The sequence below is a fragment of the Actinospica durhamensis genome, from assembly GCF_018139695.1.
In the GTDB taxonomy this organism is placed as follows: domain Bacteria; phylum Actinomycetota; class Actinomycetes; order Streptomycetales; family Catenulisporaceae; genus Actinospica; species Actinospica durhamensis.
The window spans coordinates 1-12380 of sequence record NZ_JAGSOG010000257.1 but is presented as its reverse complement, the minus strand read 5'-3'; the positions used below and the strand labels follow the sequence as shown (position 1 = coordinate 12380).

Annotated in this window: 11 protein-coding genes; 6 read left to right on the top strand and 5 right to left on the bottom strand. The window is 71.3% G+C overall.

The genetic code is table 11. From position 1 onward, the window contains the following. The 3 genes from KDL01_RS32840 to KDL01_RS32830 form a co-directional block, all read right to left on the bottom strand. The coding region (locus KDL01_RS32840; protein ID WP_212532571.1) for a dihydroxy-acid dehydratase domain-containing protein at positions 1-864 on the bottom strand (864 nt) is incomplete at its 3' end. Then, positions 861-1832, bottom strand: a complete 972-nt coding sequence (locus KDL01_RS32835) for a dihydrodipicolinate synthase family protein (protein ID WP_212532570.1) — start codon at positions 1830-1832, stop codon at positions 861-863. The genes KDL01_RS32835 and KDL01_RS32840, both read right to left, overlap by 4 nt. Before the next feature lie 239 nt (positions 1833-2071). Then, on the bottom strand, positions 2072-2737 hold the full coding sequence (locus KDL01_RS32830) for a GntR family transcriptional regulator (protein ID WP_212532569.1): 666 nt from the start codon (positions 2735-2737) through the stop codon (positions 2072-2074). A gap of 457 nt (positions 2738-3194) precedes the next feature. Here KDL01_RS32830 and KDL01_RS32825 point away from each other — a divergent pair, with 457 nt between their 5' ends. The 6 genes from KDL01_RS32825 to KDL01_RS32800 all read left to right on the top strand — a co-directional run bounded on the left by KDL01_RS32825 (position 3195) and on the right by KDL01_RS32800 (position 11111). Continuing rightward, complete coding sequence (locus KDL01_RS32825) at positions 3195-4625, top strand: glycoside hydrolase family 28 protein (protein ID WP_212532568.1); 1431 nt, start codon at positions 3195-3197, stop codon at positions 4623-4625. A gap of 13 nt (positions 4626-4638) precedes the next feature. Next, the gene (locus tag KDL01_RS32820; RefSeq protein WP_212532567.1) at positions 4639-7068 is read left to right on the top strand and encodes a pectinesterase family protein; all 2430 of its coding nucleotides are present in this window, start codon (positions 4639-4641) and stop codon (positions 7066-7068) included. Positions 7069-7150: 82 nt separating this feature from the next. Next, positions 7151-8497: an enolase C-terminal domain-like protein gene (locus KDL01_RS32815; RefSeq protein WP_212532566.1), complete on the top strand. Its 1347-nt coding sequence runs from the start codon at positions 7151-7153 to the stop codon at positions 8495-8497. Between the two features lie 3 nt (positions 8498-8500). Then, positions 8501-9268 (top strand): SDR family NAD(P)-dependent oxidoreductase, encoded by a 768-nt coding sequence (locus KDL01_RS32810; protein ID WP_212532565.1) that lies wholly within the window; start codon positions 8501-8503, stop codon positions 9266-9268. Positions 9269-9282: 14 nt separating this feature from the next. After that, the gene (locus tag KDL01_RS32805) at positions 9283-10269 is read left to right on the top strand and encodes an aldo/keto reductase (RefSeq protein WP_212532564.1); all 987 of its coding nucleotides are present in this window, start codon (positions 9283-9285) and stop codon (positions 10267-10269) included. Positions 10270-10271: 2 nt separating this feature from the next. After that, the gene (locus KDL01_RS32800) at positions 10272-11111 is read left to right on the top strand and encodes an amidohydrolase family protein (RefSeq protein WP_212532563.1); all 840 of its coding nucleotides are present in this window, start codon (positions 10272-10274) and stop codon (positions 11109-11111) included. On the opposite strand, the gene KDL01_RS32795 is transcribed toward KDL01_RS32800, so the two are convergent. Both KDL01_RS32795 and KDL01_RS32790 read right to left on the bottom strand, forming a co-directional pair. Then, positions 11099-11473, bottom strand: coding sequence for a cupin domain-containing protein (locus tag KDL01_RS32795; protein WP_212532562.1), 375 nt, complete (start codon positions 11471-11473; stop codon positions 11099-11101). The genes KDL01_RS32800 and KDL01_RS32795 overlap by 13 nt on opposite strands. A gap of 86 nt (positions 11474-11559) precedes the next feature. Then, a complete protein-coding gene (locus tag KDL01_RS32790; RefSeq protein ID WP_212532561.1) occupies positions 11560-12228 on the bottom strand; it encodes a hypothetical protein in 669 nt (222 codons plus the stop codon). Positions 12229-12380 lie beyond the last annotated feature (152 nt).

Here is a 12380-nt window from a genome sequence, read left to right as displayed (position 1 = left end):
CAGGTGGATCAGGGCATTGGTGGAGCCGCCGAGCGCGATCACCGTGGCCGCGGCGTCCTCGAAGGCCTCGCGGGTGAGGAACTCGGTGATCCGCCGCCCCTGCGCGGCCAGCTCCACCGCCCGGGCGCCGGTGCGCGCGGCCATCCGGTGGTGCGCGCTGTCCACGGCCGGGATCGAGGCGAAGCCGGGCAGGCAGACCCCGAGCACCTCGGCCACCGAGGTCATCGTGCTGGCCGTGCCCATGGTCATGCAGTGGCCGGGGGAGCGGGCGAGCCCGCAGCCGACCTCGGCCAGCTCGCAGTCGCCGATGCGTCCGGCCCGGTGCTCGTCCCAGTACTTCCACAGGTCCGTGCCCGAGCCGAGCGGCTCGCCCCGGTAGTCGCCGCGCAGCATCGGCCCGGCCGGCAGGAACAGCGCGGGCACGTCCGCGCTCGCGGCGCCCATCAGCAGCGCCGGGGTGGTCTTGTCGCAGCCGCCCATCAGCACCGCGCCGTCCACCGGGTACGAGCGCAGCAGCTCCTCCGTCTCCATCGCCAACAGGTTGCGATAGAGCATCGGGGTGGGCTTCTGGAAGGTCTCCGAGAGGGTGGAGACCGGGAACTCCAGCGGGAATCCGCCGGCCTGCCACACCCCGCGCTTGACCTGCTCGGCCCGCTCGCGCAGGTGCATGTGACAGGGATTGATATCAGACCACGTGTTGAGGATCGCGATGACCGGCTTGCCCTCGTACTCGCTCGCCTCGTAGCCGAGCTGGGCCAGCCGGGAGCGGTGCGAGAACGCGCGCATGTGGCCGCCGGTCACGCCCTCGCCGAACCAGCCGGCGCTGCGCAGGGCCGGGCCGGTGGTCTCGGGGTTCGAGGTCATATCGGCCACCTCTCGCCCCAGGAGGCGAGGATCGCCTCGATGTGGTCGCGCACCGGCCGGGGCAGGGTGCGCGAGGGCGGACGCACGTCCGCGCGGCACAGGCCGAGCTGGGCCAGCGCCTCCTTGACCACACTGACGTTGTCGGCGGACGCGTCGGCCGCGCGCAGCTCCTCGAACGGGCGGATCAGGGCCCAGATCTCCATCGCCGCGGCGTACTCGCCCGCGGCCAGCCGCGCGTAGAACTCGAGCGACGCCGCCGGCAGCACGTTGACCAGGCCGGAGGTGAACCCGGTGGCGCCCACCGCGAAGTAGCCCGGCGCGGACAGCTCGGCCAGCCCGGCCACCCACTCGAACCGCTCGGCCCCGGCGTCCATCGCCACCGCGGCGAAGCGCACCGGATCGGGCACCGAGTACTTCACCCCGACCACGTTCGGGCACAGCTCGCCGAGCCGGCCGATCTGGACCCCGGTGATCCGCGGGTCGCGCACGTACAGCACCACGCCGAGCTCCGGGACCGCCTCGGCGATGGCCCGGTGGTACTCGGTCCAGCCCTCGCCGGAGATGTAGGGGTGCACCGGCTGGTGCACCATCACCATCTGCGCCCCGGCGTCGCGGGCGTGCCGGGCCGCCTCGATCGCGCCGGTGGTGTTGAGACCCACGCCCACGATGATCGCGGCCTGGCCGCCGACCTCCTTGACCGTGTTCTCCACCGCGCGCCGGGCCTCGGCGGGCTCGAGCGTGTAGAACTCTCCGGTGTTGCCGTTCGGGGTGACGGCGCGCACGCCGGCGGCGACCAGTCGCGCCAGCAGCGCGCCGTGCCGCCCCCAGTCCACGCCGCCCTCGGCGTCGAACGGGGTCACCGGAATGGCCACCACTCCGCGCAGCGCGGTGCGCAGCGCGGCCTGGTCGGCCTGCCCACTCGGGCGAATAGGCGTCGGCGCCACCGCCGTGCCATCATCGGACTGCATCTGTCGTCTCCGGTCATGGATCTCGCCAGGCATGTCCCCGCTCGGGGACGCGCCGATCTGTGCGGTGGTGCGGGTGTTTCGCGGTCCGGGCCGTTGCAGCGGCTCGGACCGTTCTTTTCTGCTCCCGCGCCCGGATCGCGGCGCGGTACCGGTGCGTGGGCGACGTGCTCGTGCCCCGGCGCGCCGCCGTGTCGGCGGTGCGGCGGTGCGGGCGGATCCTGCCCGGTTCCGTCCGCCGGCTAGGGCGTGGCCGTGGCCCCGAAGTTGCGGTCCACGAAGGCCCTGATGTGCTCCTCGAGCAGGGTCGCGGCCACGTCCGCGCGCCCGGCCCTGATCGCGTCCAGGATGGCCCGGTGCTCGCCGGCCTCCTGCTCCCAGCTCGCGTTGCGGGTCCACACGGCGGTGGAGACCAACGCGGTCTGGTCGCGCAGCCCGTCGAGAATCCCGACCATCAGGTCGTTTCCGCACCCGGCGTACAGGGCGCGGTGGAACTCGCGGTTGGCCTGCTGCCGCTCGGCCCGGTCCGCGGCCCGGTCGGCCGCGTCCAGGGCCGAGCCGGCCGCGTCCCACCAGGCGCTGGTGGAGCCGCAGGAGCCGGCCGCGCGGCGCACCGCCTCCGGCTCCAGCAGGATCCTGATGTCGTAGACGGAGTGGGCCAGCTTGTCGTCCACGGTCCGCACGCTCGCGCCCTTGTACGGGCTCATGGTCACCAGGCCCGCCCCGGCCAGAGTCTTGAGCGCTTCGCGCACCGGGGTCTTGGAGACCCCGAGCTGCGCGGCGAGCTCGGTCTCGATCAGGGGCTGGCCCGGCGTGAGCCGGCCGGTGAGGATCGCGTGCTTGACCGCGTCCAGCACGGCCTCGGTGCGCGAGGGCACCGCGACCGACGGCATGACCGTGTCAGGCATGGATGATTCCGTTCCAGTACGGGATACCGCGTATCCGGGATTCCGCATCGGGTATCTCGTATACGATGTGAGAGGAAGTTAGCCCCCGCATGCGCCGCGTGTCAACGGTGGAGGGGAAGAAGCCGGCCGAGCGCCCGCTGTGCTGCTGCGATGGCCGTCATCTGCGGGAAAAAAAGACCGCGCGGGCGGTACGCGGCCGAGTGAGGGTGTGCCACGCACCGCCCGCGCGGAGCATCTGGTCTCCCCCGGCCGGGCCCGCCGCCCATGATCGATGTCTCATATACGGCGTGCCGCGTACGGTATCGGCGACATGAGATTCCGTCAACGCTCTTGACGCGATTCCCGTGGCGCCCTAACGTCCCCCACTGCACGACACGCGTGCCCGGTATGAGGGTGTCTGGCCCGCGTGACGGAATCCCACCTGTTCATTTATCGACGTTGATATGGACATGCCGTCATGCGATCTCTGCTTCGTATCGCCCTGCCCGTGCTCTCGCTCGCGGCCCTGACCGTGACCGTGCTGCCGGCCACCCCCGCGGCCGCCGCCTCGATCGGCGACCAGCGCACCGTCACCCAACCGTCCCTGCCCGGCACCTGCGAGACCGTCAGCTCCGACCTCGCCCGGCCCAGTTCGCGCGAGTTCACCAGCGCGCAGGAGGCCACCCCGCCGGACACCTCCCGCATCCAGGCCGCGCTCACCGCCTGCGCCGGCACCGGCAAAGCCGTGGTGCTCGCGGCAAGCGGCTCCGACAGCGCTTTCCTGTCCGGCCCGCTTACCGTCGGCAGCAGCGAGTTCCTGGTCGTGGACGTGGGTGTGAGCCTCTTCGCCTCGCTCAACGCCAAGAACTACCAGGCCAGCTCCGGCTCGACCTGCGGTTCCATCGCCTCCTCGAGCAGCGGCTGTAACGCGTTCATCACCGTGACCGGATCCAACTCCGGGATCGAGGGCACCCAGAACTCCTCCGGCGGCCAGGGCGTCATCGACGGCCGCGGCGACCTCGACATCTACGGCACCTCCACGTCGTGGTGGGCCAACGCCACGACTGCCAAGGCCGACAGCGAGGACCAGGTCAACCCGCGGCTGATCCAGGCCACCGGTGCGAACAACTTCACCGTGTACGACATCGACCTGGTCAACTCGCCGAAGGAGCACCTCTACTACAAGTCCGGCAGCGGCTTCACCGTGTGGGGCCTGCGGATCAAGACGCCGGACACCGCGCTCAACACCGACGGGATCGACATCGACTCGTCCACCGACGCCACGGTCGAGAACTCGTACATCATGGACGGGGACGACTGCGTCGCGATGCAGACCAACGCCTCGGCCGACGAGTACCTGACCGTCTACGACAACCACTGCTACGGCACCCACGGCATCTCCATCGGCAGTGAGACGACCTACGGCGTGAGCTCCGTGCTGGTCAACCAGAACTGGATCCGCGGCACCGACGCCAACGAGACCGAGTCCTCCAGCGCCAACGGGATCCGGATCAAGAGCTACAGCAAGGTCGGCGGGACCGTGAGCAACGTCGAGTACGAAGACACCTGCATGGAGCAGCTCAAGTACCCGATCGAGATCAACCCGTTCTACTCCTCGTCCACCGGCTCGGACTACCCGTACTTCAAGTCGGTGACGATCGACGGTGCCACCGAGGTCAGCTCGGTCTCCGGCGCGACCTCGGCGATCGAGGGCTACAGCTCCACCTACCCGCTGGGCCTCACGCTCGAGAACGTCAGCCTGGACACCAACACCTACACCGCCGAGTACGCCAAGGTCTCGTACTACGACTCGACGATCGTGCCGTCCGGCACCGGCGTGACCTCGACCTCGGTCAGCGGCTCCGGCTCCGCACCCAGCTGCACCTTCGCCAGCTACCCCAGCCTGTAAGGACTCCTCCTCCATGCCAACGCGCAGATTCACTCTGCTCGCGGCCGCGACCGTGCTCGCCCTGACCGGCGGCATGGTCGCGGTGGGGGCGGTTCCCGCCTCCGCCGACGCGGCCGCAGCGAGCGTCACGCTCACCGTCGGCAAGTCCGGCGCCGAGTACACCACCGTGCAGGCCGCGGTGAACGCCGTCCCCGACGATTCCAGCACGGCCTACACGATCTCCATCGCGGCCGGCACCTACGGCGAGATGGTGACCGTGCCGGCCACCAAGCTGCACCTGACCATGGTCGGGGCCACCGGCAACCCGAAGGACGTGGTGATCACGTCCTCGACGTACGCGGGCGAGGCGACCGGCAGCGGTTCGACCTACGGCACCGAGGGCTCGGCCACGGTGCACGTGAAGGCGAGCAACTTCACCGCGAAGTACATCACCTTCTCGAACACCTTCGACAAGCTCGACTACCCGAGCGTGACCGCGACCCAGGCCGTGGCCATCGCGATGGAGGGCGACCGGCAGGTCTACCAGGACGACGTCTTCTACGGCCACCAGGACACCCTGCTCAGCTGGGACTCCACAGCGACCGCGCAGTTGCGCCAGTACGTCTACGACTCCACCGTCGAAGGCGACGTGGACTACATCTTCGGTGACGGCGACCTGGTCGTGGACCGCTCCAGCATCGTCACGGTGAACGACGGGATCTACTCCAAGGCCTACCTCACCGCGCCCGCGACGTACGCCGCCGACACCTACGGCATCCTGCTCACCGGCGACACCGTCTCGAGCACGCTCGCCTCGAACACGGTCTACCTCGGCCGCGCCTGGGAGCCGTTCTCTGGCACCGCGCCGCAACTGGTCGTACGCGACACGAGCCTGCCGGCGCAGGTCAACACGACCGACCCGTATCTGGGCATCAGCAGCGCGACCTGGACCGCGGGGCGCTACTACGAGTACGACAACACCGGCTCCGGCGCGAACGCGAACGAGTCCACGCGTCCGCAGCTGACCGCGGCCGAGGCCACGTCGTACACGGCCTCCACCTATCTCGCCGGTTCGGACGGCTGGGACCCGGTCGTCTCCGGAGCCGCCACCACCGTCGCCGACCGGGCCGCGCGCGAGAACGCCCGGCTCGGCGACACCCGCGACCTCGCCGAACCGGCCGCGCCCGCCACCTGCCAGACCGTGAGCTCCGAGCTCGCCGACCCGGCGAACCGCGAGTTCCCGGACGCGCTCGAGTCGGCCGCGCCGGACACCGCGCGGATCCAGGCCGCGCTCACCGCGTGCGCGGGCACCGGCCAGGCGGTCGTGCTCGCGCCCAGCGCGGACGGCACCGACACCGCGTTCCTCTCCGCGCCGCTGACGGTCGGGGCCTTCGAGTACCTCGTCCTCGACACCGACGTCACGCTCTACGCGTCACGTCAGGCCTCTGATTACGGCGCGGCCTGCGGCACCATCGCCGCGTCCTCCAGCGGCTGCGCCGCGTTCATCACGGTCAGCGGCAACGAGAGCGGCATCGAGAGCGTGCGCGCCGACGGACACGCCCGCGATTCCCGCGACGCGCTGGGCAACGCGCGCCAGGGCGTGATCGACGGCCGCGGCGACCTGCCGATCCTGGGCACCACCACCAGTTGGTGGGACAACGCCGTGACCGCCAAGGCCGAGGGGCTCAAGCAGGTCAACCCGCGGCTGATCCAGGCCACCTCCTCCGATGACTTCACCGTCTACGACCTCACCCTGCGCGACGCGGCGAAGGAGACCCTGTACTACAAGACCGGCGGCGGGCTGCTGGTCTGGGGCCTGGTCGTGGAGACGCCCGACACCGCCCTGAACACCGACGGCATCGACATCGACTCCTCCGACTACGCCACCGTCCGCGACTCCTGGATCATGGACGGCGACGACTGCGTGGCGATGCAGACCAACGACGGCGCCGACGTGCACCTGACCGTCGCCGACGACCAGTGCTTCGGCACCCACGGCATCTCCATCGGCAGCGAGACCACCTACGGGCTCGGCCAGATCCTGGTCGCGCACAACCTGATCGAGGGCAGGGACCTGTACGGCACCGAGTCCAGCATCGCGGCCGGCATCCGGATCAAGTCCTACGCGGGGGTCGGCGGCCTGGTGCAGGACGTCGCGTACGTCGACACCACCATGGCGGACCTGCAGTATCCGATCGACCTCGACCCGTTCTACTCCGCGCCCACCGGGACCACGGCCATCCCGGACTACGCCGGAATCACCATCGACGGCCTCTTCGCGACGCACTCCACAGCCGGGGCGCAGGAGGTCGTGGAGGGCTACAGCGCGGACTATCCGACCGTGCTGACCTTGCGCGACGTGCACGTCGACGCCACCGCCACGGTCTCCCAGTACGCGCAGGTCACGGTGGACCACAGCGACCTGAGCTTCGCCGGCGAGGGGGTCGCGGAGGTGCTCGGCTGAGATACATCCGATGAATGGCTTGCGCAAAGGTCCTTCCGCCTTCTAGATTCATCCCACCAGAAGGCTGAAAGGACCTTTGCCCATGTCGGTCGCTCGCGCCCGGATACATGCCCTGGATACCTACGACATTCGATTCCCCACCTCGCGTGAGCATGACGGGTCGGATGCTATGAATCCGGACCCTGATTACTCCGCCGCCTATGTGGTACTGCGCGCCGACGGCCTCGACGCCGCCGGGCGGCCCCTCGCCGGACACGGCTTCGCCTTCACGATAGGTCGGGGCAATGAGGTGCAGGTGGCCGCGATCGAGGCGCTGCGCGCCCACGTGCTCGGCCGCGACGTGGACGAGCTGTGCGCCGACCCCGGCAGCGTCAGCCGCGCCCTGATCGGCGACAGCCAGCTGCGCTGGCTCGGCCCGGAGAAGGGCGTGATGCAGATGGCCATCGGCGCCGTCGTCAACGCCGTCTGGGACCTCGCCGGCAAGCGCGCCGGCAAGCCGGTCTGGCAGCTGCTCGCCGACGCCGAGCCGGAGTGGCTGGTCGGCCAGATCGACTTCCGCTACATCGCCGACGCGCTCACCCCGGACGAGGCGCTCGCCCTGCTGCGGGCCGGGCGCGAGGGCGCCGCGGAACGGGCCGCGCTGCTGCGCGAGCACGGCTACCCGGCCTACACCACCTCGCCCGGCTGGCTCGGCTACTCCGACGAGAAGCTCACCCGGCTGGCCAAGCAGGCCGTGGCCGACGGCTTCACCCAGATCAAGCTGAAGGTCGGCGCCGACCTGAGCGACGACGTGCGCCGCTTCCGCGCCGCCCGCGCCGCCGTCGGCCCGGACCTGCGCATCGCCGTGGACGCCAACCAGCGCTGGAACGTGCCGGAGGCGATCGAGTGGGTCAACGCCCTGAGCGAGTTCGAGCCGTACTGGATCGAGGAGCCCACCAGCCCGGACGACATCCTCGGCCACGCCGCCGTGCGCCGCGGCGTTGCTCCGGTCAAGGTCGCCACCGGTGAGCACGTGCAGAACCGGATCGTGTTCAAGCAGCTGCTGCAGGCCGGCGCCATCGACATCCTGCAGATCGACTCGGCCCGGGTGGCCGGGGTCAACGAGAACCTCGCGATCCTGCTGCTCGCGGCCAAGTTCGGCGTCCCGGTCTGCCCGCACGCCGGCGGCGTGGGCCTGTGCGAGCTGGTGCAGCACCTGTCCATGTTCGACTACGTGGCCCTGACCGGCACCACCGAGGACCGGGTGATCGAGTACGTCGACCACCTGCACGAGCACTTCGTGGACCCGGTGCGGATGGGCGCCGGCGCGTACCTGGCCCCCGAGGCCCCCGGCTTCTCGGCCCGGATGCACGACGCATCCATCGCCACCTATCGCTACCCGGACGGTACCTTCTGGGTGGAAGACCTGCGTCAGCACGAAGGAGTCTGACCCATGACCGCTCTGCAATCGGAGTTCGCCGGCCTGCGCGCGGTGGTGACGGGAGGCGGCTCCGGCATCGGACTCGCCACCGCCACGCTGCTGGCCGCGCGCGGCGCCGCGGTCGCGGTGCTCGACCTCGACCCCTCCAACGCCCCCGACCCCAAGCTCGGCTTCGTCGCCGACGTCACCGACGACGAGTCGGTGCGCGCCGCGGTGGCCGCCGCGGCCGACGCCCTCGGCGGTATCGACATCCTGATCAACAACGCCGGCATCGGCGCCGCGGGCACGGTCGAGGACAACCCGGACGAGCAGTGGCACAAGGTCTACGACGTGAACGTGGTCGGCATGGTCCGGGTCAGCCGCGCCGCGCTGCCGTACCTGCGCGCCTCCGCGCACGCCGCGATCGTCAACACCGCCTCCATCGCCGCCGTGGCCGGGCTGCCGCTGCGCGCCCTCTACAGTGCGACCAAGGGCGCCGTGTACGCGCTGACCTTGGCCATGGCCACCGACCACCTGCGCGAGGGCGTCCGGGTCAACTGCGTGAACCCGGGCACCGCGGACACCCCGTGGGTCGGGCGCCTGCTCGACGCGGCCGAGGACCCGGAGGCCGAGCGCGCCGCGCTGGCCGCGCGCCAGCCGATGGGTAGGCTCGTCTCCGCGGACGAGGTGGCCGCGGCGATCGCCTACCTGGCCTCGCCGCTGGCCGCGAGCGTCACCGGCACCTCCCTCGCGGTGGACGGCGGCTTCACCGGCCTGCGTCCGCGCCCGGTCGGCGAGTAGAGCAAGGAGTCTTCGTGAGTCGGCAATACCCTGAGATCCTGCGCCGGGTGACCCGCCTCGGCTTCGGCGGCGCGGCGATCGGCAACCTCTTCACCGAGGTCGACGACGCGGACGCGGCCGCGGCCGTGAACGCGGCCTGGGACAGCGGGATCCGCTTCTTCGACACCGCCCCGCACTACGGCCTCGGCCTGTCCGAGCGCCGCCTGGGCGAGGTGCTGCGCACCCGGCCCCGGGACGAGTACGTGCTCTCCACCAAGGTCGGCCGGATCCTCGAGCCGGTCGCCGAGCCGGAGCCCGGCGCCCGCGACGACGAGGGCTTCGAGGTCCCGCGCACCTACCGTCGCCGCTGGGACTTCAGCGGCGACGGCGTGCGCCGCAGCATCGAGGAGAGCCTGACCCGGCTCGGCCTCGACCGGATCGACGTCGCCTTGCTGCACGACCCGGACCACCACGGCGAGCAGGCGCTCGCCGAGGCGTATCCGGCCCTGGAGAAGCTGCGGGACGAGGGCGTGCTCGGCGCGATCGGCGTCGGCATGAACCAGAGCGTGCTGCCCACCCGGTTCGTGCGCGAGACCGACATCGACGTGGTCCTGCTGGCCGGGCGCTACACCCTGCTCGACCACAGCGGCCTGGCCGAGCTGCTGCCGGCGGCCGAGGAGCGCGGCGTCGCCGTCGTGCTCGGCGGCGCGTTCAACTCCGGGCTGCTCGCCGACCCGCGCAGCGCCGCCACCTACGACTACGCGCCCGCGCCGCAGGAGCTGGTGCGCCGGGCGCTGGAGATCGAACAGGTGTGCCTGGAGCACGGCGTGCCGCTGCGCGCGGCCGCGCTGCACTTCGGCTGGGGCCACCCCGCCGTCATCAGCACCCTGATCGGAATCCGGGATGTCGCCCAGGCGGACGATTGCGCCGCCCTGGCCGGGGTAGCGATACCGTCGGAGCTGTGGGAGGGCCTGCGCTCCCGCGGCCTGATTCCCCCCGAAGTCCCGGTTCCGACGGAGTGACCATGACGGTAGACGCGCACCACCACCTCTGGGATCTGCACGTGCGCGCGCACGAATGGCTGCGCGCGCCGGATTTCAAGCCGATCTGGCGCGATTTCGGCCTTGAGGAGCTCGAGGCCCAGGCCAGGGATCGCGGCGTGGACAAGACGATCCTGGTCCAGGTGGCCGCGTCCGCCGACGAGACCAGGGAGTTCCTCGCCTACGCCGCGTGCACCACGCTGATCGCCGGTGTGGTCGGCTGGATGGACCTGACCGCCGACGATCCGGCCGAGGACCTCGCCCGGATCAGCGGCGGGGCCGGCGGGCAGCGCCTGGTCGGTATCAGGCATCTGGTGCAGGACGAGCCGGACCCGGACTGGCTGGACCGTCCCGAGGTGCGCCGGGGCATCGGCGCCGTGGGCGCGGCCGGCCTGCCCTACGACATCCTGGTGCGCGCCCCGCAGACGCAGGCCGCGCTGCGGCTGGTGCGCGAGTCGCCGGACCAGGTGTTCGTGCTCGACCACCTCGGCAAGCCCCCCATCGCCGAGGGCGATCTCGAGCCGTGGGCGGGCTGGATCCAGGCCATGGCCGCGCAGCCGAACGTGGTGTGCAAGCTCTCCGGCCTGGTCACCGAGGCCGACTGGGGCACCTGGACGGTCCCGGACCTGCGCCCCTACACGGACATCGCGCTCGAGGCCTTCGGCCCCGACCGCCTGATGTTCGGCTCGGACTGGCCGGTGTGCGTGCTGGCCGGCAGCTACGGCGAGGTCTTCCAGGCCGCCACCGACCTCACCTCCGAGCTGTCCACGGCCGAGCGCGCGGCCGTCTTCGGTGCCACCGCCACCCGCGTCTACGGGATCTGATCCCCGCCGCGGGCGGCCGGACCGAAGATCTCCAGGTCCGGCCCCTCGAGCACTATCGCGGTGAACCCGGTCTCGGATCCCGAGGTGTGCACCTCCTCGGGATCCCACCGCACCCCCTGTCCGGCGCGCAGCTCCAGCCGGACCCCGTCCGGCCCCGAGACCCAGCCGGAGCCGGCCACGAGCAGCAACAGCTGGCCGCCGACCGCCGGGTGCTCGCCGACCAGGCCGCCCGGCTCGACCGACAGGCAGGACACCCGGGTCGGGCCGGAGTACTCGCCGTGCGCGATCAAGGTGGCGAACGCGTCCACGCTGGCGAACCGGGGGATACGGAACTCCCTGCGGTCGAACACGAACATCTCCATGCCGCTGCCCTCCGTCGTCCGGGATGGAGAGGCCGAGTATAGGGGCGGCCGGACGCGCGCGGGCGGCGATCGGTGACCGCCCGTGATCAGGACGAGCCGCCGACCAGCGATGACAGGATGCTGAGGAAGTCGGTCTGTCCGACCCACCCGGTCTTCTGCCCGTTGGCGGCCAGCGGGCAGCCGGAGGTCTGGATGAGCACCTCGGTCTCCTGCGCGCCCGCGGTGAAGATGACGAGCACGGAGGACCCGGTGTCCATCGGGCAGGACACCGGCTGGGTCGGCGGGGGAGTGAGGGCGTTGAGCGCCCGCTGCAGGCTGTCGATCTGGTCGGTCTTGGTCAGCACGATCGCGGTCGGCGCCTTCGCGCTCGCGGTGGGGCTCGCCGCGCTCGAAGCCGCCGCCGTCGAGGTCGCCGGTGTGCTCACCGCCGGAACCGCGGTCGGATTCGCGGTGGGGGACTCGTCCGTCGCCGATTCGGAGGGCGACGCCGCGGGATAGACGCACAGCAGCACTCGGGTCGCCGTCAGCGGCTCGAGCTGCGCGGCCAGGCCGGACGCGTTCGAGGACAGATTGGTGGGCGCCGTGCTCGGACAGGTCGTGGACAGCGCGTCCGCCGCCGCCGCGGACGCACCCGCGGTCGAGACCGTCGCGGGCGAGTTCTGCAGCCGCTGCGAGGCGCAGCCGGCGAGCGTGCTCGCCCCGAGGGCGAGCGCGGCCAGGCCCAGCGAGGCGCGGGCCGCATAAGGAATCGTCATGATTCGCCTCCGCTGTAGGGATTTCCGCATACCCCGCCGGCCGCGCCCCATGCGCCCGCCCGCGCGGATCCGTGCCCTGCGCCACCCCGTCCGCGGACCCCGCGACCGCCCTCGCCGCGCCGATCCGAAAATAACTTTGTGTCCTAACAGTT

Coding starts and splice junctions, on each gene's coding strand:
- KDL01_RS32835 (WP_212532570.1), bottom strand. CDS start 1,832: ATGCAGTCCGATGATGGCACGGCGGTGGCGCCGACGCCTATTCGCCCG.
- KDL01_RS32825 (WP_212532568.1), top strand. CDS start 3,195: ATGCGATCTCTGCTTCGTATCGCCCTGCCCGTGCTCTCGCTCGCGGCC.
- KDL01_RS32815 (WP_212532566.1), top strand. CDS start 7,151: ATGTCGGTCGCTCGCGCCCGGATACATGCCCTGGATACCTACGACATT.
- KDL01_RS32810 (WP_212532565.1), top strand. CDS start 8,501: ATGACCGCTCTGCAATCGGAGTTCGCCGGCCTGCGCGCGGTGGTGACG.
- KDL01_RS32795 (WP_212532562.1), bottom strand. CDS start 11,473: ATGGAGATGTTCGTGTTCGACCGCAGGGAGTTCCGTATCCCCCGGTTC.
- KDL01_RS32790 (WP_212532561.1), bottom strand. CDS start 12,228: ATGACGATTCCTTATGCGGCCCGCGCCTCGCTGGGCCTGGCCGCGCTC.
- KDL01_RS32820 (WP_212532567.1), top strand. CDS start 4,639: ATGCCAACGCGCAGATTCACTCTGCTCGCGGCCGCGACCGTGCTCGCC.
- KDL01_RS32830 (WP_212532569.1), bottom strand. CDS start 2,737: ATGCCTGACACGGTCATGCCGTCGGTCGCGGTGCCCTCGCGCACCGAG.
- KDL01_RS32800 (WP_212532563.1), top strand. CDS start 10,272: ATGACGGTAGACGCGCACCACCACCTCTGGGATCTGCACGTGCGCGCG.